The 26,881-nt window shown below is 72.0% G+C and carries 23 protein-coding genes; 12 read left to right on the top strand and 11 right to left on the bottom strand.

Features of this window, described 5'->3' with window-relative positions:
• Window positions 1–355: 355 nt before the first annotated feature.
• Together ppdK and ACTMTU_RS08750 are read left to right on the top strand one after the other, a co-directional pair.
• Window positions 356–3,067, top strand: coding sequence for a pyruvate, phosphate dikinase (gene ppdK, locus ACTMTU_RS08755; RefSeq protein ID WP_441262904.1), 2,712 nt, complete (start codon window positions 356–358; stop codon window positions 3,065–3,067).
• Window positions 3,068–3,645: 578 nt separating this feature from the next.
• Entirely contained in the window at window positions 3,646–4,671 is a 1,026-nt protein-coding gene (locus ACTMTU_RS08750) for an ArsR/SmtB family transcription factor (protein ID WP_441262903.1), read from the top strand.
• On the opposite strand, the gene ACTMTU_RS08745 is transcribed toward ACTMTU_RS08750, so the two are convergent.
• Entirely contained in the window at window positions 4,637–5,794 is a 1,158-nt protein-coding gene (locus tag ACTMTU_RS08745; protein WP_441262902.1) for an alkaline phosphatase PhoX, read from the bottom strand. The two genes, ACTMTU_RS08750 and ACTMTU_RS08745, sit on opposite strands and share 35 nt — an antisense overlap.
• Before the next feature lie 271 nt (window positions 5,795–6,065).
• On the opposite strand from ACTMTU_RS08745, the gene ACTMTU_RS08740 reads away from it, so the two are divergent.
• On the top strand, window positions 6,066–6,488 hold the full coding sequence (locus ACTMTU_RS08740; protein WP_441262901.1) for a VOC family protein: 423 nt from the start codon (window positions 6,066–6,068) through the stop codon (window positions 6,486–6,488).
• Between the two features lie 105 nt (window positions 6,489–6,593).
• Here the strand turns inward: ACTMTU_RS08740 and nirD are convergent, their stop codons facing one another.
• Genes nirD through ACTMTU_RS08725 form a run of 3 tightly spaced genes read right to left on the bottom strand, consistent with a single transcriptional unit; the run spans window position 6,594 to window position 10,748 of the window.
• A complete protein-coding gene (gene nirD, locus ACTMTU_RS08735; protein ID WP_360038525.1) occupies window positions 6,594–6,953 on the bottom strand; it encodes a nitrite reductase small subunit NirD in 360 nt (119 codons plus the stop codon).
• The gene (nirB, locus tag ACTMTU_RS08730; RefSeq protein WP_441263165.1) at window positions 6,950–9,565 is read right to left on the bottom strand and encodes a nitrite reductase large subunit NirB; all 2,616 of its coding nucleotides are present in this window, start codon (window positions 9,563–9,565) and stop codon (window positions 6,950–6,952) included. The genes nirD and nirB overlap by 4 nt, the downstream gene beginning before the upstream one ends.
• Complete coding sequence (locus ACTMTU_RS08725; protein WP_441262900.1) at window positions 9,552–10,748, bottom strand: NAD(P)/FAD-dependent oxidoreductase; 1,197 nt, start codon at window positions 10,746–10,748, stop codon at window positions 9,552–9,554. The genes nirB and ACTMTU_RS08725 overlap by 14 nt, the downstream gene beginning before the upstream one ends.
• A 467-nt stretch (window positions 10,749–11,215) precedes the next feature.
• Between ACTMTU_RS08725 and ACTMTU_RS08720 the strand changes: the two genes are divergently transcribed.
• Window positions 11,216–12,001 (top strand): sulfite exporter TauE/SafE family protein, encoded by a 786-nt coding sequence (locus ACTMTU_RS08720; RefSeq protein ID WP_441262899.1) that lies wholly within the window; start codon window positions 11,216–11,218, stop codon window positions 11,999–12,001.
• Between the two features lie 6 nt (window positions 12,002–12,007).
• On the opposite strand, the gene ACTMTU_RS08715 is transcribed toward ACTMTU_RS08720, so the two are convergent.
• From ACTMTU_RS08715 to ACTMTU_RS08700, 4 genes are all read right to left on the bottom strand, one after another.
• Window positions 12,008–12,478 (bottom strand): hypothetical protein, encoded by a 471-nt coding sequence (locus ACTMTU_RS08715; RefSeq protein ID WP_441262898.1) that lies wholly within the window; start codon window positions 12,476–12,478, stop codon window positions 12,008–12,010.
• 2 nt (window positions 12,479–12,480) lie between these two features.
• A complete protein-coding gene (locus ACTMTU_RS08710) occupies window positions 12,481–12,978 on the bottom strand; it encodes a MarR family winged helix-turn-helix transcriptional regulator (protein WP_441262897.1) in 498 nt (165 codons plus the stop codon).
• Between the two features lie 34 nt (window positions 12,979–13,012).
• Entirely contained in the window at window positions 13,013–13,669 is a 657-nt protein-coding gene (locus tag ACTMTU_RS08705) for a class F sortase (protein WP_441262896.1), read from the bottom strand.
• Between the two features lie 206 nt (window positions 13,670–13,875).
• Window positions 13,876–14,379, bottom strand: coding sequence for a hypothetical protein (locus ACTMTU_RS08700; RefSeq protein ID WP_441262895.1), 504 nt, complete (start codon window positions 14,377–14,379; stop codon window positions 13,876–13,878).
• 306 nt (window positions 14,380–14,685) lie between these two features.
• On the opposite strand from ACTMTU_RS08700, the gene ACTMTU_RS08695 reads away from it, so the two are divergent.
• The 5 genes from ACTMTU_RS08695 to ACTMTU_RS08675 all read left to right on the top strand — a co-directional run bounded on the left by ACTMTU_RS08695 (window position 14,686) and on the right by ACTMTU_RS08675 (window position 19,795).
• Window positions 14,686–15,300, top strand: coding sequence for an NADPH-dependent FMN reductase (locus ACTMTU_RS08695; RefSeq protein ID WP_441262894.1), 615 nt, complete (start codon window positions 14,686–14,688; stop codon window positions 15,298–15,300).
• A gap of 9 nt (window positions 15,301–15,309) precedes the next feature.
• A complete protein-coding gene (locus tag ACTMTU_RS08690) occupies window positions 15,310–17,043 on the top strand; it encodes an ABC transporter ATP-binding protein (protein WP_441262893.1) in 1,734 nt (577 codons plus the stop codon).
• Window positions 17,040–18,905: an ABC transporter ATP-binding protein gene (locus ACTMTU_RS08685; protein WP_441262892.1), complete on the top strand. Its 1,866-nt coding sequence runs from the start codon at window positions 17,040–17,042 to the stop codon at window positions 18,903–18,905. The genes ACTMTU_RS08690 and ACTMTU_RS08685 overlap by 4 nt, the downstream gene beginning before the upstream one ends.
• 150 nt (window positions 18,906–19,055) lie before the next feature.
• A complete protein-coding gene (cutA, locus tag ACTMTU_RS08680) occupies window positions 19,056–19,358 on the top strand; it encodes a divalent-cation tolerance protein CutA (protein WP_441263164.1) in 303 nt (100 codons plus the stop codon).
• Window positions 19,355–19,795 carry a gamma-glutamylcyclotransferase family protein gene (locus ACTMTU_RS08675; RefSeq protein ID WP_441262891.1) on the top strand — a complete coding sequence of 147 codons (441 nt, stop codon included), beginning with the start codon at window positions 19,355–19,357 and terminating at the stop codon, window positions 19,793–19,795. The genes cutA and ACTMTU_RS08675 overlap by 4 nt, the downstream gene beginning before the upstream one ends.
• On the opposite strand, the gene ACTMTU_RS08670 is transcribed toward ACTMTU_RS08675, so the two are convergent.
• The 3 genes from ACTMTU_RS08670 to ACTMTU_RS08660 all read right to left on the bottom strand — a co-directional run bounded on the left by ACTMTU_RS08670 (window position 19,782) and on the right by ACTMTU_RS08660 (window position 23,470).
• Window positions 19,782–21,908 (bottom strand): molybdopterin oxidoreductase family protein, encoded by a 2,127-nt coding sequence (locus ACTMTU_RS08670; RefSeq protein ID WP_441262890.1) that lies wholly within the window; start codon window positions 21,906–21,908, stop codon window positions 19,782–19,784. The two genes, ACTMTU_RS08675 and ACTMTU_RS08670, sit on opposite strands and share 14 nt — an antisense overlap.
• 255 nt (window positions 21,909–22,163) lie before the next feature.
• A complete protein-coding gene (locus ACTMTU_RS08665) occupies window positions 22,164–22,745 on the bottom strand; it encodes a TIGR03086 family metal-binding protein (protein WP_441262889.1) in 582 nt (193 codons plus the stop codon).
• A 65-nt stretch (window positions 22,746–22,810) separates the two neighbouring features.
• Window positions 22,811–23,470 carry a SanA/YdcF family protein gene (locus tag ACTMTU_RS08660; RefSeq protein ID WP_441263163.1) on the bottom strand — a complete coding sequence of 220 codons (660 nt, stop codon included), beginning with the start codon at window positions 23,468–23,470 and terminating at the stop codon, window positions 22,811–22,813.
• Window positions 23,471–23,553: 83 nt separating this feature from the next.
• Between ACTMTU_RS08660 and ACTMTU_RS08655 the strand changes: the two genes are divergently transcribed.
• From ACTMTU_RS08655 to ACTMTU_RS08645, 3 genes are all read left to right on the top strand, one after another.
• Window positions 23,554–24,255: a hypothetical protein gene (locus ACTMTU_RS08655; protein ID WP_441262888.1), complete on the top strand. Its 702-nt coding sequence runs from the start codon at window positions 23,554–23,556 to the stop codon at window positions 24,253–24,255.
• A 469-nt stretch (window positions 24,256–24,724) separates the two neighbouring features.
• Window positions 24,725–25,477, top strand: coding sequence for a sirohydrochlorin chelatase (locus ACTMTU_RS08650; RefSeq protein WP_441262887.1), 753 nt, complete (start codon window positions 24,725–24,727; stop codon window positions 25,475–25,477).
• A 56-nt stretch (window positions 25,478–25,533) separates the two neighbouring features.
• Complete coding sequence (locus ACTMTU_RS08645; protein ID WP_441262886.1) at window positions 25,534–26,877, top strand: deoxyguanosinetriphosphate triphosphohydrolase; 1,344 nt, start codon at window positions 25,534–25,536, stop codon at window positions 26,875–26,877.
• Window positions 26,878–26,881 lie beyond the last annotated feature (4 nt).

Below are 26,881 nucleotides of genomic sequence, written 5' to 3'. Positions count from 1 at the left end.
CTCGGAGGGCGTGATTCTCGCCACCCCTGATAGGGGGTGCGCTCAGATGAGCGAAATCGGGGCGGCTGCACCTCTCAAAGGGTGGCACTGAGTGCCACCCTTTTGGCTTTTGAGGCATGGAGTGACTTGTGACTCTGTGTAGCCATTCGGCGTTCGAGTGAACGCGTGAAGTGATCATTCCTTCAGGAGTTGAAGTGAAGGGTCTACACCTCCCTCGCCGCGAAGCACTTTCGATCTGCTGGCGGACGAGTGGTTAAGGCCGTATGACGGGCAAGTGGACGTACCCAGACGCCTTCGATCTGGGTATGTTCCTCGCCGTCAGGGCAGCCACCGAGTCCTCGAGGAGTCGAGACCCGTGTCGGAAAACAAAGATCAGAAGTTCGTCTACGACTTCACCGAGGGCAACAAAGAGCTCAAGGACCTCCTCGGCGGAAAAGGTGCGAACCTCGCCGAGATGACCAACCTCGGTCTGCCGGTCCCTCCGGGCTTCACCATCACCACCGAGGCCTGCAAGGTGTACCTCGAGAGCGGCGACGAGCCGGCCGAGCTGCGCGACGAGGTGAGTGCGCACCTCGACGCCCTTGAGCAGAAGATGGGCAAGAAGCTCGGTCAGGCCGACAACCCCCTTCTGGTCTCCGTACGTTCGGGCGCCAAGTTCTCCATGCCGGGCATGATGGACACCGTCCTCAACATCGGCCTCTCCGACGAGTCGGTCGCGGGCCTCGCCCAGCAGGCCGGCGACGAGCGCTTCGCGTGGGACTCCTACCGCCGCCTCATCCAGATGTTCGGCAAGACCGTGCTGGGCGTCGACGGCGAACTCTTCGAGGACGCCCTCGAAGAGGCCAAGGCCGCCAAGAAGGTCACCGTCGACACCGACCTCGACGCCGCCGACCTGAAGAAGCTCGTCAAGCAGTTCAAGAAGATCGTCAAGACCGAGGCCGGCCGCGACTTCCCGCAGGACCCGCGCGAGCAGATGGACCTCGCGATCTGCTCGGTCTTCGAGTCCTGGAACACCGACCGGGCCAAGCTCTACCGCCGCCAGGAGCGCATCCCCGGCGACCTCGGCACGGCCGTCAACATCTGCTCCATGGTCTTCGGCAACCTCGGCCCCGACTCCGGCACCGGCGTCGCCTTCACCCGCGACCCCGCCTCCGGCCACCAGGGCGTCTACGGCGACTACCTGCAGAACGCCCAGGGCGAGGACGTCGTCGCCGGTATCCGCAACACCGTGCCGCTGGCCGACCTCGAGTCGATCGACAAGAAGTCGTACGACCAGCTGATGCAGATCATGGAGACGCTGGAGAACCACTACAAGGATCTCTGCGACATCGAGTTCACCATCGAGCGCGGCCAGCTGTGGATGCTCCAGACCCGGGTCGGCAAGCGGACCGCCGGCGCCGCCTTCCGCATCGCCACCCAGCTCGTCGACCAGGGCCTCATCGACGAGGCCGAGGCGCTCCAGCGCGTCAACGGCGCACAGCTCGCCCAGCTGATGTTCCCGCGCTTCGACGACCAGGCGAAGACCGAGCTGCTCGGGCGCGGCATCGCCGCCTCCCCGGGCGCGGCCGTCGGCAAGGCCGTCTTCGACTCCTACACCGCGGTCAAGTGGTCGCGCTCCGGCGAGAAGGTCATCCTGATCCGCCGCGAGACCAACCCGGACGACCTGGACGGCATGATCGCCGCCCAGGGCATCCTGACCTCCCGCGGCGGCAAGACCTCGCACGCCGCCGTCGTCGCCCGCGGCATGGGCAAGACCTGTGTCTGCGGCGCCGAGGAGCTCGAGGTCGACACCAAGCGCCGCCGGATGACGGTGAACGGCACCGTCATCGAGGAGGGCGACGTCGTCTCCATCGACGGCTCGACCGGCAAGGTCTACAAGGGTGAGGTGCCCGTCGTGCCCTCCCCGGTCGTCGAGTACTTCGAGGGCCGCATGCACGCCGGCGCCGACGACGCCGACGAACTGGTCCAGGCCGTCCACCGGATCATGGCCTACGCGGACCGGGTACGCCGGCTGCGCGTACGGGCCAACGCCGACAACGCCGAGGACGCCCTGCGCGCCCGCCGCTTCGGCGCCCAGGGCATCGGCCTGTGCCGCACCGAGCACATGTTCCTCGGCGAGCGCCGCGAGATGGTCGAGAAGCTGATCCTCGCGGACACCGACGACGAGCGCGAGGAGGCCCTCCGGGCGCTGCTGCCGCAGCAGAAGCAGGACTTCGTCGAGCTGTTCGAGGCGATGGACGGCCTGCCGGTGACGGTGCGTCTGCTCGACCCGCCGCTGCACGAGTTCCTGCCGGACATCACCGAGCTGTCGGTGCGCGTCGCCCTCGCCGAGGCCCGCAAGGACCACAACGAGAACGACCTGCGCCTGCTCCAGGCAGTGCACCGGCTGCACGAGCAGAACCCGATGCTGGGTCTGCGCGGCGTACGCCTCGGGCTCGTCATCCCCGGCCTGTTCACCATGCAGGTGCGGGCGATCGCCGAGGCCGCGGCTCAGCGCATCGAGGCCAAGGGCGACCCGCGCGCCGAGATCATGATCCCGCTCGTCGGCACCGTCCAGGAGCTGGAGATCGTCCGCGAGGAGGCCGAGCAGGTCATCGCCGAGGTGCGGCAGCAGACCGGTATCGACCTGAAGCTGGCGCTCGGCACGATGATCGAGCTGCCGCGCGCCGCGCTGACGGCCGGGCAGATCGCGGAGGCCGCCGAGTTCTTCTCCTTCGGCACCAACGACCTCACCCAGACCGTGTGGGGCTTCTCCCGCGACGACGTGGAGGCCAGCTTCTTCACCGCGTACCTGGAGAAGGGCATCTTCGGGGTCTCCCCGTTCGAGACCATCGACAAGGACGGCGTCGGCTCGCTCGTCCGTAACGCGGTGGAGGCCGGCCGGGCCACCCGTCCCGACCTCAAGCTCGGCGTCTGCGGTGAGCACGGCGGCGACCCCGAGTCGGTGCACTTCTTCCACGAGGTGGGCCTGGACTACGTGTCCTGCTCGCCGTTCCGCATCCCGGTGGCGCGTCTGGAGGCGGGCCGCGCCGCGGCGGTCCGTACGACGGGCAGCGACTCCCGCTAGGGACCACGCTCCCGCCAGGGAGCAACAGACTCCGGGGTCGTCACCGGGGCCGGGGCACGAACCCCGGAGCCCGGTACCCCGACCCTCACCGGCTACCCGGTGACGGCTCCGGATCCACAGAGAAGGGGCGGGCGCCTGTGCGGGGCGCCCGCCCCTCCTGCATGCCCGGGGGGCACGTGCCGAACGAAAGCGCTCCGCCCTTGTTGAACCGGAAGTCAGTTGAATCGCGGATCAGTCAACCTTCGCTGATTGACATCCAAACAAATTTCTTCTCTTTCGCGCCGGATACAACGGACGGAGCGCGGCCGGCGGATCCCCACCCGCCGACCGCGCTCCATTACCCGTGCCGGACACGGAGCCGCAACCTCCATCACCGCCGCCGGACGCGCAAAGCCCCCCACGGTCCTCGCTGCGTCACATCGGTGAAGTAGGTTTCATGCCCGACGTCGTACAGCTTTTCGGTTGCCCCCCAGGACCCGCGAGGCGTTTCAACTGTGGCTGAAACACCGTGGTAACAACCTGTGATTGCATGCATACTCAGTGATGGGGGCGATTGCGGTTGCAACAGTGGGGGTTCGGTGCTTCGTATTCATTTCAATGCGGACGATCTGGCGCGCGTGCGGATGGCCGCCAGGCCCGACGCGTTGTGGGAATCGATTCTCAGTTTTCACCGATTGCGGGACCGAAGGGGCGCTCTGGTCTTCGGGGAATGGCGTTCCCAAGCACGAACGCGGTTGAAAGGTGAAACACGACTGCTCTCCGCGCTCGTTCCGCAGCGGGGCTATTTCCCGGATTTCCTCACCCCCGCGGAGGGCAGTGAAGGGCTCGACACGGGCCTCGAGGCGCTGCGGGCCACATCCCCGGCGCGGCTGCACACCGAGGTGGCTCTCGCCGCCGCCCACCGCTCGCCGCTGCGCTCCCTGCCCGGCCGGCTGGCGTCCCTCGCGGAAGGCCGGGCCGAGTCCGTCGCCCGGCTCGTCGCCGCCCTGCGGGCGTACTACCACGCGGCCGTGGAGCCCTACTGGACCCATATCCAGGGCCGGGTGGAGGCCGACCGCGCCGTGCGCGGCCGCGCGCTCCTCGACGGCGGCGCGGGCGAGCTCCTCGCCTCCCTGCCGCCGGTGCTGCGCTGGCGCTCACCGGTCCTCGAGGCCGACTATCCCGTCGACCGTGAACTGCGCCTGGACGGGCGCGGACTGCTGCTCCAGCCGTCGTTCTTCTGCCGGGGGACACCGGTGGTCCTGCGGGACACGTCACTGCCGCCGGTGCTCGTCTACCCGGTCTCGCACAGCTGCGAGCAGGCCGCGGGAGACGTGACGGGCGCCTCGCTCGGGCGGCTCGTGGGGCATACGCGCTCCGCGATCCTCCAAGCCGTCCGCGGCGGCTGCACGACCAGCGAACTGGCCCGCAGGGCCGGCGTGTCGCTGGCCTCCGCGAGCCAGCACGCCGCCGTACTGCGGGAGGCCGGCCTGGTCGTGACCCTGCGCCACGGCAACGCGGTACTGCATACGCTCACCCCGCTGGGCGCCGCCCTGCTGCGCGGCGGCGCCACACCGGAGCCCGAGCTCGCTATGCGCGGAACGGCCCCTTCACCTCGTAGGTGATGCCGCCCGACGAACTGCCGGTGGTGCCGCGCTGGCTGGAGAAGTACAGGCGGGTGCCGTCGGGGGAGAAGGCCGGGCCGCAGATCTCCGAGGAGGACTGGCCGTTCACCCGGAGGAAGGGCGCGACGACGTCGGCCGGAGTGATCACACAGATTTCCATGTTGCCGCCGTCCTCCGCGACGAACAGGTCGCCGGAAGTGGTGCCGGTGACGTTGTCGACGCCCGTGAGCGGCGCGGTGCCGGTGACGAGCGAGTCGTCGTAGGCGAGCTCGTAGGTGTTCGTCAGGAGGTTCAGCTGCCAGAGGCGGTTGTCGCCCTTGGTGGTGAACCACACGGTGTCGTTGGCGTAGTGGCAGCCCTCGCCGCCGTTGAACCTCTTCGCGCCCGAGACCTGGTCACGGGTGAGGGTGGGAGAGCCGTCGGGGTCCGGCACATTGGCCCAGGTGAAGCTGCCGGAGGTGGCGGTGCCGGCCCTCAGCACCTGGAGGGTGCCGGAGGACAGGTTGCCCCAGGTGGTGGGGACGAACCGGTACAGGCAGCCGTTGGACTCGTCCTCGGTCAGGTAGATCACCTTGCGCACCGGGTCGGCCGCCGCCGCCTCGTGCTTGAAGCGGCCCATGGCCGGGCGCTGCACCGACGCGTTGACGCCGTAGGGGTCGGCCTCGTAGACGAAGCCGAGGCTGACCTCCTCGCAGGACAGCCAGGTGTTCCAGGGCGTCTTGCCGCCCGCGCAGTTCTGCCGTGTGTTCGACAGGATCCGATAGGCGCCGGTGATCGCGCCCGTCGAGGAGAAGCGCACCGCGCTCGCCCCGCCGGAGGGGTTGATCTCCGAGTTCGACACGTAGATCCAGCCCGTGCCGTCGCTGTAGCAGGCCCCGCCGTCAGGGGCGTTGTGCCAGGTGTACGAGGTGGTGCCGACCCGCTGGCCGGATCGGGCGATCACTCGGCTGGTGAAGCCGGCAGGCAGCTGGATGCCGTTCGCGTCCGCCGGGCCGAGCGCCCCGTAGGGGCCGGGGCCGGGCTGGGCGGGGGCCGCGGAGGCGGCGCCCTGCCACAGCGTGAAGCCGAAGGCCGCCGCCGATGTACCGACGACGGCTCCGCGCAGGAAGCTGCGACGTTCCACTTGTCACTCCAGGGTGGGATGACTGCCCCGCGGCACCGGCCGGCGCCACGGGGTCGCGCGGTGAAGGAACCTAGGGCGGGTGGGTGACGCCCGGTGCAACGCGGGATGGCCGCGGCGGTCGTGCTCCAAGAAAAATTCCCCTGCCCCGGACCGATGAGTCACGGCCGGCCCGTCCGTCTACCCCTTCGAACACACCGGACAGCACCTCGAACGCACCGGACAGCACCGCACCGCGCAGCGCCGCGGGGCACCGAATGGGAAAGAGACAGTCATGGCTCAGATGATCTTCGTGAACCTGCCCGTGAAGGACCTCGAGGCCAGCAAGGCCTTCTGGGGCAAGCTGGGCTACTCCTTCAACCCGCAGTTCACCGACGAGAGCGCGGCCTGCCTGGTCTTCAGCGACACCGTCTTCGCGATGCTGCTGACCGAGGCGCGCTTCAAGGACTTCACCAAGAAGGACATCGCCGACGCCGCCACCAGCACGGAGGTCATCCTCGCGCTGAGCGCCGACAGCCGTGAGAAGGTCGACGAGCTGGTGGACGCCGCCCTCGCCGCCGGCGGCTCGCCGTCCAACGACCCCCAGGACTACGGCTTCATGTACGGGCGTTCCTTCCAGGACCCCGACCACCACCTGTGGGAGGTCGTCTGGATGGACGTCGAGGCGATGCAGGAGGCGACGGCGGAGGGCGAGTGACGCCGCGTCCGCCGTCGCCGGGGAGTCCGGCCGCTCACGCGTCGCGAAGGTCAGGGCAGTGACAGACGACGCGTGAGCGGAGTCGGGTGGAGTGGTACGGGAGGCTCAGGCCACCCGTACCTCGTAGGCCGCCACCGCCACCGACTCGTCGTCCAGGCAGCGCCCGGTCGACAGATCGAAGCGCTGCTTGAGCAGCGGCGAGGCGACGAACGGCCGTCCGGCCGCGGAGCCGACCAGACCGCGCGCGAGGACCTGCGCGCCGGTGAACGGGTCACGGTTGTCGATCGCGTACGGGACGCCGTCGCGGTCCAGGAACAGCGCGACCTGGCGGCCGTCCGGCAGCAGGGCGGCCACTCCGCGACCCGGGGTGAGCCGGGACAGGGGGCACACAGCGAGCCACTCGTCGGCGGGCCGGAGCTGGATCAGGACCTCCGTCGTGGCGGGGGCGAGGGTCGTCGCGGTCATCGGGCGGCACCTTCCAGGGTCTCTTCGAGCGAACGGATGGACAGCAGCGGCAGATCGGGCTTGACCTGGTCCCGCTCGGGCACGAACTTCACCGTCGGGTCCGGGGTGTCGGGCGCGTTGACGAACGACACGAAACGCAGCAGCCGCTCGGGGTCGTTCAGCGTCTCGGCCCACTCGTCGCGGTAGCCGGCCACGTGGTCGGCCATCAGCGACTCCAGCTCGGCGCAGATCCCGAGGGAGTCGTGCACGACCACGTCCCGTACGTGGTCCAGGCCGCCCTCGATGCGCTCCAGCCAGGTCGAGGTGCGCTCCAGCCGGTCGGCGGTGCGGATGTAGAACATCAGGAACCGGTCGATCAGACGCACCAGTTCGGCGTCGGACAGGTCCTGGGCGAGCAGGTCCGCGTGGCGCGGGGTCGCGCCGCCGTTGCCGCCCACGTACAGGTTCCAGCCGTTGGCCGTGGCGATCACGCCGAAGTCCTTGGACTGGGCCTCCGCGCACTCGCGCTGGCAGCCGGAGACCGCCGACTTCAGCTTGTGCGGCGAGCGCAGTCCCCGGTAGCGCAGCTCCAGGTCGATCGCCATCCGCACCGAGTCCTGGACGCCGTAGCGGCACCACGTCTGTCCCACGCAGGACTTCACGGTCCGCAGCGCCTTGCCGTACGCGTGGCCGGACTCGAAGCCCGCGTCCACCAGCCGGGCCCAGATCTGCGGCAGTTGGTCCACCCGCGCACCGAACAGGTCGATCCGCTGACCACCGGTGATCTTCGTGTAGAGGCCGAAGTCGCGGGCCACCTCGCCGATGACGATCAGCTTCTCCGGGGTGATCTCCCCGCCGGGGATGCGCGGCACGATCGAGTACGAGCCGTTCTTCTGCAGATTGGCGAGGAAGTGGTCGTTGGTGTCCTGGAGCGCCGCCTGCTCGCCCTCCAGCACATAGCCGCTCGCTCCGATCGTGGGCGCCAGTGAGGCGATGATCGAACCGACGGTCGGCTTGCAGATCTCGCAGCCGTTGCCGCCGCGGGCCGCCTCCCGGCCGTGCGAGTCCAGCAGCTGCTGGTACGAGGTGACGCGCAGGGCGCGGACGATCTCGTACAGCTCCTGGCGGGTCTGCCCGAAGCAGCCGCACAGCCCCTTGTCCACCTCGACGCCGGACGCCTCCAGCTCGGCGTTGACGAGCTGGCCGAGCACCTTGACGCAACTGCCGCAGCCGGTACCGGCCTTGGTGCACTTCTTGACCTCCGGCACGGTCGTGCAGGAGTGCTCGGTCACCGCACCGCGGATCGTGCCCTTGGTGACGTTGTGGCAGGAGCAGATCACGGCCTCGTCGGGCAGCGACGCCGGCCCCAGCGCGGCCGGCGCGCCGGCCCCGGCGGGCAGCACCAGCTGCTCCGGGGAGACGGGCGGCACACTGCCGGTCAGCGCCCGCAGGGTGCCGTACGACTCGGCGTCACCGACGAGGATGCCGCCGAGCAGCGTGCCCTCCCCGTCGACGACCAGCTTCTTGTAGACGCCGGCGCGCGAGTCCGAGTACACGACGTCCAGGCATCCGTCGGCCGCGCCGTGCGCGTCGCCGAACGAGGCCACGTCCACGCCGAGCAGCTTCAGCTTCGTCGAGGTGTCGGCGCCGGTGAAGGACCGCGTGCCGCCGTCGATCACGTCCGCCACCGCCTCGGCCATCTCGTAGCCGGGGGCCACCAGGCCGTACACCCGTCCGTCCGAGGCCAGCGCGCACTCGCCGATCGCGAAGACCGCCGGGTCGGAGGTGCGGCACTGCTCGTCCACGATGATGCCGCCGCGCTCGCCGACCGCGAGCCCGGCCTCACGGGCGAGCTGGTCCCGGGGCCGTACGCCCGCCGAGAAGACCACCAGGTCGGTGGCGAGCGTCGAACCGTCGGACAGCGCCATGCCGTTGACGGCGCCGGTCTCGCCGGCGAGGACCTCCTGGGTACCGACGCCGGTGTGCACCGAGAGGCCCATGTTCTCGATCGTGCGCAGCAGCGCCGCGCCGCCGCCCTCGTCGACCTGCACCGGCATCAGCCGCGGCGCGAACTCGACGACGTGCGTCTCCAGACCGAGGCCCTTGAGCGCGCCCGCCGCCTCCAGACCGAGCAGACCGCCACCGACGACCGCGCCTACGCGTGCCGTCTTCGCGTACTCCTCGATCGCGAGGAGGTCCTCGATGGTGCGGTAGACGAAGCACCCCTCCGCGTCCTTGCCCGGCACCGGCGGCACGAACGGGTACGAGCCGGTGGCCATCACCAGCGTGTCGTACGTCAGACGGAGGCCGGCACGCGAGGTGACGGTGCGCGTGGTCGTGTCGATGGTCTCCGCGGGATCGTCCAGGTGGAGCTCGATGCCGTGCTCCGCCATGAAACCGTCCTCGACCATCGACAGGTCGTCCGGCGTGTTCCCGGAGAAGTACGAGGTCAGACGCACCCGGTCATAGGCGGGACGGGGCTCCTCGCACAGCACCACGACGCGTGCCCGCTCGGTGACGCCGCGCTCGGCGAGGGCCTCCAGGAACCGCTGGCCGACCATTCCGTGGCCGACGACCACGATCGTGGGAGTGGTCGCGGGAGTGGACTTCGCAGCCATGTCAGAGGCCTCCATCATCGGTGAGCAGGTGGAGCAGGGGGAGGGAGTCCGGCAGGGCCTCGTCGCCCTCCCAGGCCCGGGCGAGCGCGCCGACGGAGGCGAGATCCCCGAGCAGTACGCCGCCGACGAGCCGGTCCCCGCGGACGACGACCTTGCGGTACGCGCCCCGGGTGGCGTCGGCGAGCTGGACGACGTCGTCCCCCGGGCGGGGGGTCGGGTCGCCGAAAGCGGCCAGGTCGAACGGACTCGTCGTGGAGGCGAGCGTGAGCCGGGTCAGTGCCCGGGTGCCGGTGTAGCGGGCGCCCTCGGCGCGGAGCACCCCGGCCAGCACATCGGCCTGCTCCAGCGCCGGGCCCGCCAGCCCGTGCACGACGCCGTCGTGCTCGGCGCAGTCGCCGATGGCGTGGATGTACGGGTCGGACGTGCGCAGTTCGTCGTCGACGACGATGCCGCGGCGCACCTCGAGCCCGGCGTCGACCGCCAGACCGACACGGGGACGCACCCCGCAGGCCAGCACCACGATCTCGGCGTCCAGCGCGAAGCCGTCGGCCAGGACCACGGCGCCGACGGCCCCGTCGGCGGTGGTCCGCAGACCGCGCACCCGGCACTCGGTGTGCACCTCGACGCCGAGGAGCTCCAGGTGCGCCCGCAGCAGCGCGGAGGCGGAGGTGTCCAGCTGACGCTCCATGAGGTGCTCGCCCTGCTGGGCCAGCACCACCTTCGCGCCCCGGGTGGCCAGCGCGCGGGCCGCGGAGACCCCCAGCAGCCCGCCGCCGACGACCACCGCCCGCGTCCCCGGTCCGACCGCGGCGGACAGCGCCGCGCAGTCGTCGAGGGTGCGGAAGGGGTGGACGCCGTCGGGGAGTCCGGGACCGAGTCCGCGCAGCGGAGGCAGCACCGGGTTGGAACCGGTCGCCAGCACCAGGCGGTCGTATGCCACGGACGTGCCGTCCGCGCAGTGCACGATCCGCCGGTCCCGGTCGACGGCGGTCGCCCGCACACTGCGGCGCACCGGCACCTCGGGCAGCGCGATCACCTCGGGGCCATAGCGCCCCGCGAGCACCTCCGCGAGCAGCACCCGGTTGTAGGGCGCGTGCGTCTCCTCGCCGAGGACCGTGACGCGGGCGCCCGCGCCGAGCTGACGCGCGAGCCGCGCGCCTGCCGTCCCGCCGCCGATCACCACGATCTCCGAAGTCATGCAAGCAGCGTGCGTCGGCGGTGTTACCCGGCAGGTTCCCTTCTGTTTCCCGTGGGGAACGCTGCGCTCAGCGCCGCCGTGGGGTGCCTGTGAGGCGCCGGGTCCGGGCGGGTTGCGCCTGCGGCGGGCTGTTCCCCACCCCGCCCCTTCCCGAAACCGGGGGCTCTGCCCCCGGACCCCCGCGCCTCAATCGCCGGCGGGGCTGATTTTCGCGGAGCGAAATCCAGCCCGCCTGGGGGCACCTCCCACGGCCGCCACGCCGTAGGGGGAGCTTGAGGGCACCGCGCGAAGCGCGGTACGGGTCCGGGCGGAGCCCCCACGCGGCGGAGCCGCACATCGATACAGCGGGAAGGGGCGGGGTGGGGAAACGGCCCCGCGCAGCGGCAACCCCCCGCCCAACCTCATGTCACGCTCAAGACTTCGTTGATCGTTGGACTGACACCGCACCCCCTCCATAGGCTCACGCCGTGCCCGACATATCCCTGACCACGCTCGTCCTCCTCTGTCTCGCCGCCGCCGCAGCCGGCTGGATCGATGCCGTCGTGGGCGGCGGCGGTCTGCTGCTGCTGCCGGCGTTGCTGCTCGGCCTGCCGCAGGTGCCCGCCGCCCATGTCCTCGGAACGAACAAGGCGGTCGCCATCGTCGGCACGTCGGGTGCCGCGATCACCTATGTGCGCAAGGCGCCGGTACAGGTGAAGACCGCGGTGCGGATCGGGCTCGCCGCGCTCGCGGGATCGATGGGCGGCGCCTTCTTCGCGGCGGGCATCAGCAGCGACGTGCTCCGCCCGGTGATCATGGTCGTGCTGCTCGGCGTGGCCGCGTTCGTGATGCTGCGCCCGTCGTTCGGCGCGGCGGCCGGCGCGGACAAGCGCCGCGTCACCCGTACCCGTACCGTCGTGGCGATCGTGCTCGTCGGCGGCGGTATCGGCTTCTACGACGGTCTCTTCGGGCCCGGCACCGGCACGTTCCTGGTGCTGGCGCTCACTGCGGTGCTTCATCTGGACCTGGTGACCGCGTCCGCCACGGCGAAGATCGTGAACGTGTGCACCAACGGCGGCGCGCTGGCGATGTTCGCCTACCAGGGCACCGTGCTGTGGCAGCTGGCCGCGCTGATGGCCGTCTTCAATCTGGCGGGCGGCATGTTCGGGGCCCGGATGGCGCTCCGCAAGGGCAGTGAGTTCGTCCGCGGGGTGCTGCTCGTCGTCGTCTTCTCGCTGGTCGCGAAGCTCGGCTTCGACCAGTGGACGGCGTGACGCGGGTCAGTACCGGTCGGCGGTCCGCTCGTACGCGGCGTTCGCCCGTGCGATGACCTCGGTCAGCACCCGGCCCGCGACGGCCAGGTCCGCTTCCGGGATCCCGCCGTACACCAGCGGTCCGAACTCCGTGGCGACCGCGGCCAGCCGGCTCTGCTCGGCGCGGCCGGCCTCGGTCAGCGCGACCCGCGGGCCATGACCCGGCAGCGGCTCCAGCGGCTCGAGCAGCTCGGTGGCCAGCAGCTCGGCCACGGTGTCGCCGGCCGTGGTCCCGTCGATCTTCAGGGTGGCCGTCAGCAGTTCCACGATCCGGCTCGTTTCGGCGGTGCCGCCCTCGGCGGCGGTCGCGTTCAGCGCCATCGACTGGTGGAAGGTGGTGCCGGTGCGGTTCAGCTCACGGTCGAGCAGGGCGCGGGCCGCGTAGTGGGCGCGGCCGATGAGCTGACTGTTGAGCAGGATCGGCGTGGTGGACGACATGGTCACTCCTCGGGTGTCGTGGACGTGTCCTCGATGGCGTCGGCGGGTGCGTCGAGCGGTGTGTCGAGCAGCAGCCGCAGCTCCCGCGTCAGCGCCTGCGTGCGGGGTGCGTCGAGCCCGCCGAGCGGGGCCAGCAGCCGGTCGAGCAGGGTATGGACCTCCGCGACGGCGCGGCGGGCCTTCTCCTCCCCCGCGGGGGTGAGCGAGAGCTGTACGGCCCTGGTGTCGGCGGGGTCGGGTGTGCGTTGTACGAGTCCCGACGACTCGAGGGCGCGGGCCAGCTTGGAGACGTAGAGCGGTTCCAGGCCTGTGTGGTCGGCGAGTTGCCGCTGGCTGGGTCGGTCCCCGGACCGCCGCATGCCGTGCAGCGAGGCGATCAGGGTGTACTGCGCGTGAGTCAGTCCCAGGGGAGCGACCGCGCGATCGACCGCGACGCGCCACTTCGTGGAAAGACGCCAGACCAGGTAGCCGGGCGTGGGGCCCTTGGGTGCTGTGCTCATGGAGAGATACAGTACATAGCTACTATGTCCATGGCTACTGTCTTCGGGCGTCGCTGTCCCGGACGCCGATGAGGTGCCCGTAGGCGACCACGTTGCCCCGGTAGCCGGTCTTCTCCGAGAAGCCGCCGCCGCAGGTGATCACCCGGAGCTCGGCCCGGTCGGCGGGCGCGTAGACCTGCTTGTCCGGGAAGGCGTCGGCCTTGTGCACCTCGATCGCGTCGATCGTGAAGACCGCGGTACGGCCGTCCGCGCGGAGCACCTCGATCCGGTGGCCCTTCTTCAGGGCGCCGAGGCTGTAGAGGACGGCGGGCCCCTGTGCGTTGTCGACATGGCCGGCCACGATCGCCGTGCCCTTGGCGCCCGGGGTGGTCCCGCCCTCGTACCACCCGGCCAGGTTGCGGTCGGTGGCCGGCGGGACGTCGAGGCTGCCGTCGCGGGCGAGGCCGAGGCCCATGACGGGGGCGTCGACTTCGATCTGCGGAATGCGCAGCCGGACCGGCTCCGAGGGCGGCAGCGGGTCGGCGGCGGCGTCCGTGTGCTGGTTCGGGCCGGCGGCGAAGGCCTGCGCGGCGGAGGGGACGGGCGGGGTGGTGTCGCTCATGCCGTTGTGGACCAGCCACAGCCCGGCGCAGACGGCGGCGGCCACGGCCCAGCCCTTGGCCCTGAGCACGGTGCTGTCCTGAGCGCTCATCGGTCCTCCGGCTTCGCTCGCCACGGGTGCGGCCGGATGCGGGCCGGGCGGCGCCCGGGCCGGCCGTCCGTACGGGACATGGGGGTTCGGTCGTGGGCGGCCGGACGCGACCGGCAGCCCCGGAACGTCGCCCCGCCCCCGTCGGCTCGAGGCCTGACGGGAGCGGGGGATCCGGCGGGACGAGGAACGGTGGGGGTACCGGTCCGTCAGCCTCTCTGCGCGCCGCTCGCCCGGCGGCGCAGAAGGAGCGTTCCGCCCACAGCGGCCGCGGTGAGTACCACCGCGCCCGCCGCGATCTGGGTGGTGTCGGGGCCCACGCTGCCGCCGACGCCTGTTCTGACATGCCCGCTCGGCTCGCGGTGACGCACCTCGAGGTCGCCGGTGGCCTTCTTGCCGTTCTTGCAGCGCACCTCGATGCCGTACGCGCCCGGCCTGGTGTCCTCGGGGACCGTGAACCGGCCCACCGTGACCTCCTTGTGCGTGCCGGGCCACAGCTTGAACTCGCCGGCGCCCAGCGACCTGGCGTCGCCGACTCCGTGGCCGTCCTTGCCGCAGGCCGTGGTGTTCACGGTGATCTTCGTGCCGGGGGTGGCGGGCGACGGGTGCACCTCGAGCTCTCCGAAGTCTCCGGCGTACGCCCCATGGGCGGCGAACCCGGTCGTGGCGAGCCCCATCGCTATGCCGGTCAGCAGGCGGGCGGTGGTGCGCATGGGTCCTCCGGAAGCGCGGGGTGGTGCGTGTCTCGTCTTCTCCGAGGTAAGAGGCACCCGGCCCGCCACGCCTGCTGATGGTTAATCAGTTTCCCTCGGCCGAAACCGCGTGTCGCTCTGGACAGGCCGCATCGCCGCAGGTCGCGGCCAGTGGAGCGGCGCCTGGGGGAGTGGTCGGGCGCGTCGTGCCGAACGGGTGACAAGGCCGCCGGTCCTCATTCGGTCCGGTGTCCCGCGGGCCGTCCGCACGATTGATCGCCGGAGCTGCTTGACCTCAACCAAACTTGAGGTAGCAGGCTGCTCCGCATGGACATCAACACGCCTGACACCTCGTCCGACCGTCCCTCCCCGCTGAAGCTCGCCGTCATCATCGGCAGCAACCGCGACGGCCGCTTCGGACCCACCGTCGCCAACTGGTTCCTCTCCCGTGCCGCTCGGCGCGAGGACTTCACCGTCGACGTCGTCGACCTCGCCGACGCCGACCTCCCCACCGCCCTCTCCTACTCGCCCTCGCCCGAAGTGCGGGCCGAGCTGGTCAAACTCACCCCGAAGCTGGCCGCGGCCGACGCCTTCGTCGTCATCACCCCCGAGTACAACCACTCCTTCCCCGCCGGCCTCAAGAACGTCATCGACCGGCACTTCGGCGAATGGCAGGCCAAGCCCGTCGGCTTCGTCTCCTACGGCGGCATCTCCGGCGGCCTGCGCGCGGTCGAGCAGCTGCGCCAGGTCTTCGCCGAGCTGCACGCCGTCACCGTCCGCGACACGGTGTCCTTCCACAACGCGGGCGCCCACTTCGACGACGAGGGCAACCACCGCGACCCCGCCGCCCCCGACGCCGCCGCCAAGACCATGCTCGACCAGCTCTCCTGGTGGGCCGAGGCGCTGCGGTCCGCCAAGTCCGTCCGCCCCTACGCGAGCTGAGGGCCGGCCGTGCTGCTGAGCCTGCTGACCGCCCGCCTGGGCCCCTACCGCCGGCTGATCGCGCTGGTCGTCCTCCTCCAGCTGATCCAGTCCGTGGCCACCCTCTACCTGCCCACTCTCAACGCCGACATCATCAACAACGGTGTGCTGCGCGGCGACACCGGACACGTCATCGGCACCGGCGCCGTGATGCTGGCCGTCACGGTCCTCCAGGTGGCCGCCGCCGGCGCCGCCGTGTACTGCGCCGCCCGGATCGCGATGGGCATCGGCCGCGACCTGCGCTCCACCGTCTTCGGCCATGTCCAGGACCTGTCCGTGCGCGACATCGGGCGCTTCGGCGCCTCGTCCCTGATCACCCGCACCACCAACGACGTGCAGCAGGTGCAGACGTTCTCGCTGCTGATCCTGACCATGCTGGTCGCCTCGCCCCTGATGTGCGTGGGCGGTATCGCCATGGCCCTGTCCCAGGACGTGCCGCTCGCGATGCTCCTGCTGCTGTTCGTCCCGGTGCTCGCGCTGTCCGTCGGACTGATCGTGCGCCGCCTGCCGCCGGTCTTCCGCTCCATGCAGGAACGGATCGACGTGGTCAACCGGGTGATGCGGGAACAGATCACCGGCATCCGTGTCATCCGCGCCTTCGTACGGGACCGGCACGAGCAGCGGCGGTTCGCCGAGGCCAACGACGCCCTCCTGGAGACCGGGCTGCGGGCCGGCCGGCTGCAGACCCTGATGTTCCCGACCGTTCTGATCGTCTGGGAGATCGCCACCGTCGCCGTCATCTGGACCGGCGGCCACCGGCTCGACTCGGGCTCCCTCCAGGCCGGCTCGATCGTCGCCTTCCTCGGCTATCTGACGCAGATCCTGATGTCCGTGATGATGGGCCTGTTCCTCATGATGCATCTGCCGCGCGCCGAGGTCAGCGCGGAACGCATCAAGGAGATCCTCGGCACACGGCCGAGCGTCCTGCCGCCCGTCGCCCCCGTGCACCGGCTGCGTGGAAGGGGCGAACTGCGGCTGCGCGGCGTCGACTTCAGCTACCCGGGCGCCGAGGAGCCCGTCCTCAGATCCGTGGACCTCACCGCCCGCCCCGGCCGGGTCACCGCCGTCATCGGCTCCACCGGCAGCGGCAAGACGACCCTGCTCGGCCTCGCCGCGCGGCTGTTCGACGCGACCGGCGGCGACGTCCGGGTCGGGGAGGTGGACGTACGGGACCTCGACCCGGCGCTGCTGTCCCGCACCGTCGGACTCGTCGCCCAGAAGCCGTACCTCTTCTCCGGGACCGTCGCCTCCAACCTGCGGTACGGGAAGCCGGACGCGACGGAGGAGGAGCTCTGGCACGCCCTCGAGGTCGCCCAGGCCGCGGACTTCGTGCGCCGGCTCGGCGACGGCCTCGACGCCCCCGTCTCACAGGGCGGCGCCAACCTGTCGGGAGGACAGCGCCAGCGCCTCGCCATCGCCCGGGTCCTGGTGGCCAGGCCCGACGTCTACCTCTTCGACGACTCCTTCTCCGCCCTCGACAACGCCACCGACGCGGCACTGCGCCGGGCCCTGGCCGAGGAGACCGCCGACGCCGCCGTCGTCATGGTCGCCCAGCGCGTGTCCACCGTCCGCGGCGCCGACCGGATCGTCGTCCTGGAGAAGGGCCGGGTCGCCGGCACCGGCACCCACGACGAACTCATGCGGGACAACCCCACCTACCGGGAGATCGTGCTCTCCCAGCTCACCGAGGAGGAAGCCGCATGAGCGGCACCACACCGGAGCGCCGCGGCCCGGCAGGGCAGCAGCGCGGCCCCGGACGCATCGGCTCCCCCTCGCTGGAACGCTCCCTCCACTTCCGGGACTCCGGACTGCGGCTACTGCGCATGACCGCACCGGAACGCCCCCTGGTCGTCGGCGTCCTCGCCGCCGGCGCGGCCGCCGTCGCCCTCTCCGTACTCGCCCCCAAACTCCTCGGCCACGCCACCGACCTCGTCGTCGACGGCGCGGCCGGCCCGGACGGGGTCGACTTCGGGGCCGTCGCGGAGGTGCTGGCCCTCGTGCTCGCCCTGGTCGCCGTCTCCTCCGCCACGACGCTGCTCCAGATGCGGCTGGCGATGACCGTCGTGCAGCGCGTCGGCCACCGGCTGCGCGAGGAGGCGGGCACGAAGCTGTCGCGGCTGCCCCTGTCGTACTTCGACAAGCAGCCCCGCGGGGAGGTGCTCAGCCGCACCACCAACGACATCGACAACATCACGCAGACCATGCAGCAGGCCTTCAGCCAGATGGTGCGGGCGGTGCTCACCATCGCCGGCGTCCTGGCGATGATGTTCTGGATCTCGCCGCTGCTGGCCCTGGTCGCCCTCGCGACGGTGCCGCTGTCCGTGTACGTGGCGACCCTCATCGGCAGGCGGGCCCAGCCGCAGTTCGTCCGGCAGTGGTCGGTGACGGGCCGGCTGAACGCCCACGTCGAGGAGATGTTCACCGGCCACGCGGAGGTCCGCTCCTTCGGCCGCGGGAAGCAGGCCGTGGAGACCTTCGACGAGCTGGGCGAGCAGCTGTACGCGTCGAGCCTGCGCGCCCAGGTGATGTCCGGCCTCATCCAGCCCGCGCTCGGATTCGTCGGCAACCTCAACTATGTGCTGATCGCCGTCGCCGGCGGGCTGCGGGTGGCCTCCGGGTCGCTGTCGATCGGCGACGTACAGGCCTTCGTGCAGTACTCCTACGAGTTCAACGGCCCCATCAACCAGGTCGCCGCGATGGCCAACCTCCTCCAGTCGGGCGTCGCCTCCGCCGAGCGGGTCTTCGACCTGCTGGACGCGGAGGAGGAGTCTCCGGCGCCGGCCGGACCGGGGCCGGCCCGGCCGGAGGCGGGACGGCCCGCCGGCCATGTGTCCTTCGAGAAGGCGGCCTTCCGCTACCACCCCGCGGAGCCGCTGATCGAGGACCTGTCGCTCGACGTCGAGCCGGGCCGGACCGTCGCCATCGTCGGCCCGACCGGCGCGGGCAAGACCACACTGGTCAACCTGCTCATGCGGTTCTACGAGGTCACCGGCGGCCGCATCCTGCTCGACGGGGTCGACATCAGGGAAATTTCCCGCGACGAACTGCGTTCCGGTATCGGGATGGTGCTCCAGGACACCTGGCTGTTCGGGGGCACGATCGCCGACAACATCGCCTACGGCGTGCCCGGGAAGGTGTCCCGCGAGCAGATCGTCGCCGCGGCGACGGCCACCCACGCCGACCGGTTCATCCGCACCCTGCCCGACGGCTACGACACCGTCGTCGACGAGGAGGGCGCGGGCCTGAGCGCGGGCGAGAAGCAACTCCTCACCATCGCCCGCGCCTTCCTCACCGAACCGTCGATCCTCGTGCTCGACGAGGCCACCAGTTCCGTCGACACCCGCACCGAGGTGCTCATCCAGCGCGCCATGTCCTCGCTGCGCCGGGGCCGTACCAGCTTCGTCATCGCGCACCGGCTCTCCACCGTCCGGGACGCCGACGTGATCCTGGTGATGGACGCCGGCAGGATCGTCGAGCAGGGCACGCACGACGAACTGCTGGGCCGCGGCGGCGCGTACGCCCGGCTCCACGCGGCGCAGTTCGCCGCGGCCGGGTCCCCCGTGTGAGGCCCCGGTGCGTAACGTGAAGGGCGGGGGCCACGACGGTCCCCGCCCTCCGTCCGCGGCCGCCGGCCGCCCCGCGGACACGTGGCCGCACACCGAGAAGGAGCTCCCGCCGTGGAACCCACCCCCGCCGCGCCGTCGCTGCTCACCGTGATGACCACGACCGACAGCGCGGAGAAGGCCCGACGGCTCGCCGAAGGAGCCGTGGAGGCCCGGCTCGCGGCCTGCGCGCAGATCTCCGCGCCGGTGACGTCGGTCTACCGCTGGCAGAACCGGATCGAGACCGCCGAGGAGTGGCAGGTCCTCCTCAAGACCACCCCGGCCTGCTACGACGCCCTCGAAGCCCATCTGATCGCCGCCCACGACTACGACACCCCGGAGATCATCGCCACCCCGGTGGTACGCGCCGGCGCGGCCTATGCGGCCTGGGTGCGGGCGGAGACCGTGGCGCCGTGACCGGCTCGCGGCGGCTTCCGTTCTTCGTCTACGGCACCCTGCGGCCGGGCGAACGCAACCACGACCTTCTCCTGCGGGGCCGCACCTCCGAGGAGCGTCCCGCCCTGCTTTCCGGCGCGGTGCTCTACGAGGGCCCCGGCTACCCGTACGCCGTCGACACCGACGACCCGGCGGCGACGGTCACCGGCGAGGCGGTGACCGCGAAGCCGGAGGAGTACGAGCGGCTGCTCGCCGTCCTCGACCGGCTGGAGGAGTACGGCGGACCGGGCCACGCGGCCAACCTGTACGAGCGGGTGGCCCGGGAGGTCCTCCTCGAGGACGGCACGCCGGTACAGGCGTGGGTCTACGTCGCCGCCGAGCCGGTGGCCCGCGGACTGCGGGCCGGCGGCAGGCCCGTGGACGGCGGCGACTGGCACGAGGCGGTCAGCCGCCGGTGACCCGCTCCGGCTCCAGCCGGACGGCGCACACCTTGAACTCGGGCATACGGGACGTCGGGTCGAGCGCCGGGTTCGTCACCGAGTTCACCCGGCCCTCGCCCGGCCAGTGGAACGGCATGAAGACGGTGTCCGGCCTGATCCCCGTGGTGATCCGGGCGGGCCCCACCGCCCGCCCCCGCCGCGACACCACGGCCAGGGGATCGCCCTCCGCGACGCCGAGACGCTCCGCCAGCTGCGGATGCAGCTCGACGAACGGGCCCGGGGCGGCGGCGTTCAGCTCGTCGACCCGCCTGGTCTGCGCGCCCGACTGGTACTGGGCGACGACCCGCCCGGTCGTCAGCAGCACCGGGTAGTCGGCGTCGGGCTCCTCCGCGGCGGGCCGGTGCCCGACCGCGACGAACCTGGCCAGCCCGTCGGGCGTTGCGAACCGGTCCAGGAACAGCCGGGGCGTGCCGGGGTGCGCGATCGGCTCGTCCTGGTCGCCCGGCTCAGGGCACGGCCAGAACACACCGTCCTCCTCGGCGATCCTGCGGTACGTGATGCCCGAGTAGTCCGCCGGGCCGCCCGCCGATGCCCGCCGCAGCTCCTCGAAGACCTCCTCCGGGTCGGCGGGGAAGCCCTTCTCGTGCCCGAGCAGCGCCGCCAGCGCGCTCAGCACCTCCAGGTCGCTGCGTACCCCGGCCGGCGCGTCGACCGCCTTGCGGCGCAGCAGCACCCGGCCCTCCAGGTTGGTCGTCGTGCCGGTCTCCTCCGCCCACTGCGTCACGGGGAGGACCACGTCCGCGAGCGCGGCCGTCTCCGAGAGCACCACGTCCGCCACGGCGAGGAAGTCCAGGGACTTCAGCCGCCCCTCGATGTGCGCGGCGCGCGGCGCGGACACCACCGGGTTCGACCCCATCAACAGCAGCGACTTCACGTCCCCGCCCAGCGCGTCCAGCAGTTCGTAGGCACTGCGCCCCGGCCCCGGCAGGGACTCGGGGGGCACGCCCCACACCCCCGCGACATGGGCCCGGGCCGCCGGATCGTCCAGCTTGCGGTAGCCAGGCAACTGGTCGGCCTTCTGGCCGTGCTCACGGCCGCCCTGCCCGTTGCCCTGCCCGGTCAGGCATCCGTAGCCGGACAGGGGCCGCCCGGCCCGGCCGGTCGCCAGGCAGAGGTTGATCCAGGCGCTCACCGTGTCCGTGCCCTTGGACTGCTGCTCGGGCCCGCGGGCGGTGAGCACCATCGCGGACGGCGCGTCGCAGAACAGCCGCACCGCCTCACGCAGCTGCGGCACTCCCACGCCGGTGATCCGCTCGACGAGCTCGGGCCAGTGCGCCATGGCGGCGGCCCTGGCATCCGCCCAGCCGCTCGTGCGGGCGGCGATGAACTCCTCGTCGGTACGCCCCTCGGCCACCACCTCGTGCAGCAGGCCCAGGGCGAGCGCCAGGTCGGTGCCGGGACGGGGCGCGAGATGCAGATCGGCCTGCTCCGCCGTCCTCGTCCGCCGCGGGTCGACGACGATCAGCTTGCCGCCGTTCTCCTTCAGCTCCGTCAGGTAGCGCAGCGCCGGCGGCATGGTCTCCGCGATGTTGGAGCCCACGAGGATGACACAGCCGGTCCTCGGGATGTCCTCCAGCGGGAACGGCAGCCCGCGGTCGAGTCCGAACGCCTTGTTGTGCGCGGCCGCGGCCGACGACATGCAGAAGCGGCCGTTGTAGTCGATCTGCGAGGTGCCGAGCACGACCCGGGCGAACTTCCCGAGGGTGTACGCCTTCTCGTTGGTCAGCCCGCCGCCGCCGAAGACGCCCACGGCGTCGGCGCCGTGCAGGTCCTTCGTACGCCGCAGCCCGTCGGCGATCGTACGCAGTGCCTCCTCCCAGGTGGCCGGTTCGAGCCGGCCTGTGGCGTGGCTTCTGATGAGCGGCCCGGTCAGGCGCACCCGGGAGGAGAGAAGGGAGGTCGACGTGCGGCCCTTGCCGCACAGGGCGCCCCGGTTGACGGGGAAGTCGGGACGCTCCACCACCTCGACGGCCGTCCCGTCGGCGGTGTCCGGCCGGGGGACACCGCGCAGATTCATGCCGCACTGCAGGGCGCAGTAGGGACAGTGGGTCGGGATGGTCTCGTCGCGCATGACGCCCAGCGTGGAACATCCGTGTTACGCGGGCGGACGCGCCGCATTACGGACGGGGTACGCCTGGCTCAGCCGCGAGCTCACGGCGGCGTGAGGACCGACCGTGAGCCGCGGGCCCGTCCCGGGAGCCCGGCCGCCGTGCACGGACGCGTCGGGGCGGGACGTCCCGCGGGGTCCGGCTGTCCTGACCGGGCGCGTTCGGGGCGGGCCGTCCCGCGGGTCCCGGTCGTTCCGTCCGGGCGCGGCCCCGGGGCCTCAGGCGCGGCGGCCGAGCATCGCCAGCAACCGGGTCTGCGGGTCGTCGCCCGGCGGCGGCTCGATCGGCGCGGCGAAGAGGCCCGACTTCGACAGCTCCGACGCGTACGGCGAGACCTCCTCCAGAGTGAAGGCCACCAGCGCCTCCGGAAGCCGCTCCTCCGCGCCGATCGCCCGCGACAGGTCCCAGGAGTGCACCACCGCGTCGCTGATCATCTGCGAGCAGTAGGCGGTCGCCGGGGTCTCCCCGTACGACAGATGGACCGTCCGCTCCAGCGCCCCCTCGTCGGAGAACGCCTTGCGCGCGGCCCGGGCCGCCGAGTCCCAGGCCCGGCGCGGCCGGTCGCCGAGGACGTCCCCGTCGTACGCGTCGCCGATGTCCTCGATCGTCGCCCCGTCCGTCACCAGGTCCGGCACCCACAGCTGCTCGGCGGTTAGGTGGTTGACGAGATCGCGCACCGACCACTCCGTGCACGGCGTCGGATCGTCCCACTGGTCGTCCCGTACGGCGTGCACCCGGTCGGTGAACAGGGCCAGCGCCTCGGTGTGCCGGGTCAGCAGCGTTGCCACGTCATTTGTCATGCGGCTCACTTTTCCCTGCCGGGGACCTCGATGCGAGCGTGCGCGGCCGTGTGCCTCCCGGCGTGTCAGCCCGCCGCCGCCAGTGCGTCCCGCACACCGGGCTCGCGTTCGCCCAGGAACCGGGGGTCCGGCCGGAACACGGCGTCCAGCGACGCCTTGCCCGCCGCGAACATCTCCCGCACGCCGCCGTAGTACCAGGTCGCGTCGTGCGGTTCCGCCACACCGACGCCGTACGCCTCGACCCCGGCGGACCGGCACAGCGCGACCGCCCGTCGGATGTGGAAGCCCTGGCTGACCAGCAGCGCCCGCTCCACCCCGAAGATCTCCTTCGCCCGCACGCACGAGTCCCAGGTGTCGAACCCGGCGTAGTCGCTGACGATCCGGTCGTCGGGCACACCGCGCCCCGTCAGATACGTGCGCATGGCGTCCGGCTCGTCGTACTCGACCCGGCTGTTGTCACCGGTGACCAGCACGACCTTGACCTTGCCGGTCCGGTACAGCTCGGCGGCGGTGTCCAGCCGGTGCGCCAGATAGGGGGAGGGCCGGCCCCGCCAGAGACCGGCGCCGAAGACGACGGCGACGTCCCGCGCGGGGGCCTCGGCGACCGTACGGACGCGGCTGTCGGCGACGGCGTGCGTCCAGGTCGCGGGCGCCAGACCGAGCACGCACCCCAGCATGACGGCCTGCGCGACGAGGCGTCGCCTTCTTGTTCCTCTCACGAACAGTCAGACGCGGGCGGAGCGGAAATGGTTGGCCTCCGGAGCGGAAATGGCTGGCCGGACCGCGTACGTGTTGACACGATCATCCGATGATCGACAAGAGAGTCGCCTCCGCCGCCCGCAACAACGCCGAGTGGTGCGAGGCCATGTGCCGCGCACACGGCCTCTCCGGCGCCTTCGGAGCCCGCGCCTGGACCAGCGCGAGCCGCACACCCGTGCTGTATCCCGACGCGGTGACACTCACCGAGGACGCGACGGCGGACGACGTCCTGGACGCCGTCTCCACCGACCCCGGCTGCTCCGTCAAGGACAGCTTCGCGACCCTGGACCTGTCCGGCGCCGGATTCGACGTCCTCTTCGAGGCCCGGTGGATTTACCGCGAGCCCGGCCTGCCCGCGCCGGCGGCTCCCGACGGCGTCGCGTGGTCCCGACTGGAGACCCCCGGTGAGCTGGCGGAATGGGCGGCAGCCTGGGACGGCGGCGACGGTCTGGCGCACCTCTTCCGCCCGGAACTGCTGTCCGACCCGTCGGTCGCGTTCCTCGCGGGGCGCGCCGAGGGCCGGCTGACCGCCGGCGCGGTGGTGAGCCGGGGCGGGGACGCGGCAGGCGTCTCCAACCTGTTCGCCGTCGACGACGACCTCGACGCGGCGTGGGCGGGCTGCCTGTCGGCGGTGTCCGACGCGTGGCCCGGCGTGCCGGTCGTCGGCTACGAACAGGGCGACGACCTGGCGGCGGCGGTGCGGCAGGGGTGCGTACCGGTGGGCCCCCTACGGGTCTGGCTGGCGCGGTAGCCGCGGAGCGCTTCCCTTCCCCTGCGGCCTTGGCGGCCGCGGGGGAGGCCCACCTCCCGAGCTGGGCCGGGCCCTGGGACCGGGCCCGGCCGGCCCCTTGGACCGGCCCGCGGGGGTCTGCCGGGGCCCTTCCCGTGCGCCCCGCGGTGGGGGGAGACCGCCAGGCCCCGCGCATCGGACGCCGGCGAGGCCGGCGCCGGCCGCGCCGCCTTGCCCGGCCACGCCCGTGAGGCCCGCGAAAACACCCGTCACCCTCACGCAACACCCCCGCAACCTGCGCCCGCCACCATCGGTGCATGACGGAGCCGGAACACCTTCGTGAGTCCCCGCCCCCGCCCTTCCCGAGCGCAGCCGACAGCGCAGTCGACACCGCCGCGCAGCTCGACACCACCGTCGGTCTGCTCACGCGTATCACCGCTCAGCTCGGCACCCAGCTGAGTCACGTCCGACTGAACGGAACCCGCACCACATGCCCCCGACCGATCGGCCCACCCTCGTCGCCGTCGCCCACGGCAGCCGCGACCCCCGCGCGCTGAGCACCGTCACCGCTCTCCTCGACCGGGTGCGTGAGCTGCGCCCCGGCCTGGACGTACGGCTCGGCCACGTCGAGCTGAACGAGCCGCTCCTCGACGACACCCTCCGGTCGCTCGGCAGCGCGCCCACCGTGATCGTGCCGCTGCTGCTCAGCCGCGGCCATCACGTCAAGCACGACCTGCCGCGGGCCGCGGCCGCGATACCCGCCGGCGACATCCGTATCGCCCGCCCGCTCGGGCCGCACCCGCTCCTCGCGGAGGCACTCGCCGCCCGGCTCGCGGAGGCGGGCTGGCGGCCGGAGGACGGCTCGAGCCGTAGTGCCGGGGTAGTCCTGGCGTCCGCAGGCTCCCGCGATCCCGAGTCCGCGGCGGACACCCGGCGCATGGCGGCCATGCTGGGGGAGCGGCTCGGCGGCGTGCCGGTCGTGCCCGCGTACGCCTCCGCGCTCGCGCCCACCGTGCCCGCGGCCGTCAAAGCCCTGACGGCCCGCGGCCGTCACCGGATCGCCGTGGCGTCCTACTTCGCCGCGCCCGGTCTGTTCGCCACCCGCAGCGCCGCCGCCGCACCCTGGATCGCGGCGGAGCCGCTCGGTACGCATCCCGCTCTGGCCCGGCTGCTGCTGCACCGTTACGACCAGGCGCGAGCGCTTTCCCGCCCCGTGCGGCGGCTGGAACTGACCGCCGCGTAGGGCATGGTGAGGCCGGACGGGGCCCGGCTGTCGGCCGCTCCGGTTACCTTCGGTGCATGGACGGCACCACCAGCACCACAGGCACAGGCACGCCCCCGGGCCACGGCACGGGCAACGGCACCGCCCCCGACGGCTACGACGCCGCGGCCGTCGAACGCTGGGCCGCCGAGCCCGACAAGCGCCCCGGCCGTACCGCCTTCCAGCGCGACCGCGCCCGGGTGCTGCACTCCTCCGCGCTGCGCCGCCTCGCCGGGAAGACGCAGGTCGTCACCCCCGGCACCCGCAGCCTGGCCTGGGACGCCAGCCCCCGCACCCGGCTGACGCACTCGCTGGAGTGCGCGCAGGTCGGGCGTGAGCTGGGCGCCGCGCTCGGCTGCGACCCCGATCTCGTCGAAGCGGCGTGCCTCGCCCACGACATGGGCCATCCGCCGTTCGGCCACAACGGCGAGCAGGCGCTCAACGAGTTCGCGGAGGACTGCGGCGGCTTCGAGGGCAACGCCCAGTCCCTCCGCCTGCTGACCCGGATCGAGCCCAAGCGTTTCGTGCACGCGCCGGAGACCGGCGAGCCGGTCAGCGTCGGCCTGAATCTCACCCGGGCCACCCTCGACGCGGCCACCAAGTACCCCTGGCCGCGCGGCGGCCATCCGACCGAGCCCGGCTCGGGCAAGTTCGGGGTGTACGAGGACGACCTGCCGGTCTTCGAGTGGGCCCGCCTCGGCGCCCCCGCGTTCCGCAAGTGCCTCGAGGCGCAGGTGATGGACTGGTCCGACGACGTCGCGTACTCGGTGCACGACTTCGAGGACGGCCTGCACGCCGGCCACATCGACCCCAATTGCCTCATGTCGGAGACCGAGCGAGCGGGCATCTGGTCGGTGGCGATCGGGCGGTACGTGCCGCACGACACCGAACCGCAGGAACTGTCGGAAGCACTCGACCGGCTGGTCGACCAGGTGTGGTGGCCGCACCACTACGACGGTTCCGCGGTCGCCCAGGCCCGGCTGAAGGACGCCACCAGCCAGCTCATCGGCCGGTTCGCGCTCGCCGCCGAGGGCGCCACCCGGCAGGCGTACGGCGGTGGCATGCTCACGCGGTACGGGGCCGAGCTCGTCGTCCCGCGCGCCACGCGCAACGAGTGTGCCGTGCTGAAGGCGGTGGCCGACCGCTATGTGATGCAGCGCGCCGAGCAGGAGGCGCTCCGCGCCGACCAGCGCGTGGTGCTCGCCGAGCTGGCGCAGGCGCTCACCGCCCGCGCGCCGGAAGGGCTGGAACCGCAGTTCCGTGCCATGTTCGAGGCGGCTGCGGACGACCGGGCGCGCAAGCGGGTGATCGTCGACCAGATCGCGAACCTCACGGACGCCTCCGCCCGCACCCTCCACGCCCGCCTCACCGCCCGTCGCTGACCAA

Source organism: Streptomyces sp. OZ13 (genome assembly GCF_052068155.1).
Classification (GTDB): Bacteria; Actinomycetota; Actinomycetes; order Streptomycetales; family Streptomycetaceae; genus Streptomyces.
The sequence above is the reverse complement of the archived record's forward strand: the minus strand, read 5'-3'. Positions and strand labels throughout refer to the sequence as shown.

Bases quoted from the DNA above. Each gene is read 5' to 3' on its own strand.
- ACTMTU_RS08740 (WP_441262901.1), top strand. From the start codon at position 6,066: ATGGCTCAGATGATCTTCGTGAACCTGCCCGTGAAGGACCTCGAGGCC.
- nirD (WP_360038525.1), bottom strand. From the start codon at position 6,953: ATGACCGCGACGACCCTCGCCCCCGCCACGACGGAGGTCCTGATCCAG.
- nirB (WP_441263165.1), bottom strand. From the start codon at position 9,565: ATGGAGGCCTCTGACATGGCTGCGAAGTCCACTCCCGCGACCACTCCC.
- ACTMTU_RS08725 (WP_441262900.1), bottom strand. From the start codon at position 10,748: ATGACTTCGGAGATCGTGGTGATCGGCGGCGGGACGGCAGGCGCGCGG.
- ACTMTU_RS08715 (WP_441262898.1), bottom strand. From the start codon at position 12,478: ATGTCGTCCACCACGCCGATCCTGCTCAACAGTCAGCTCATCGGCCGC.
- ACTMTU_RS08710 (WP_441262897.1), bottom strand. From the start codon at position 12,978: ATGAGCACAGCACCCAAGGGCCCCACGCCCGGCTACCTGGTCTGGCGT.
- ACTMTU_RS08705 (WP_441262896.1), bottom strand. From the start codon at position 13,669: ATGAGCGCTCAGGACAGCACCGTGCTCAGGGCCAAGGGCTGGGCCGTG.
- ACTMTU_RS08700 (WP_441262895.1), bottom strand. From the start codon at position 14,379: ATGCGCACCACCGCCCGCCTGCTGACCGGCATAGCGATGGGGCTCGCC.
- ACTMTU_RS08695 (WP_441262894.1), top strand. From the start codon at position 14,686: ATGGACATCAACACGCCTGACACCTCGTCCGACCGTCCCTCCCCGCTG.
- ACTMTU_RS08685 (WP_441262892.1), top strand. From the start codon at position 17,040: ATGAGCGGCACCACACCGGAGCGCCGCGGCCCGGCAGGGCAGCAGCGC.
- cutA (WP_441263164.1), top strand. From the start codon at position 19,056: ATGACCACGACCGACAGCGCGGAGAAGGCCCGACGGCTCGCCGAAGGA.
- ACTMTU_RS08670 (WP_441262890.1), bottom strand. From the start codon at position 21,908: ATGCGCGACGAGACCATCCCGACCCACTGTCCCTACTGCGCCCTGCAG.
- ACTMTU_RS08665 (WP_441262889.1), bottom strand. From the start codon at position 22,745: ATGACAAATGACGTGGCAACGCTGCTGACCCGGCACACCGAGGCGCTG.
- ACTMTU_RS08655 (WP_441262888.1), top strand. From the start codon at position 23,554: ATGATCGACAAGAGAGTCGCCTCCGCCGCCCGCAACAACGCCGAGTGG.
- ACTMTU_RS08650 (WP_441262887.1), top strand. From the start codon at position 24,725: ATGCCCCCGACCGATCGGCCCACCCTCGTCGCCGTCGCCCACGGCAGC.
- ACTMTU_RS08645 (WP_441262886.1), top strand. From the start codon at position 25,534: ATGGACGGCACCACCAGCACCACAGGCACAGGCACGCCCCCGGGCCAC.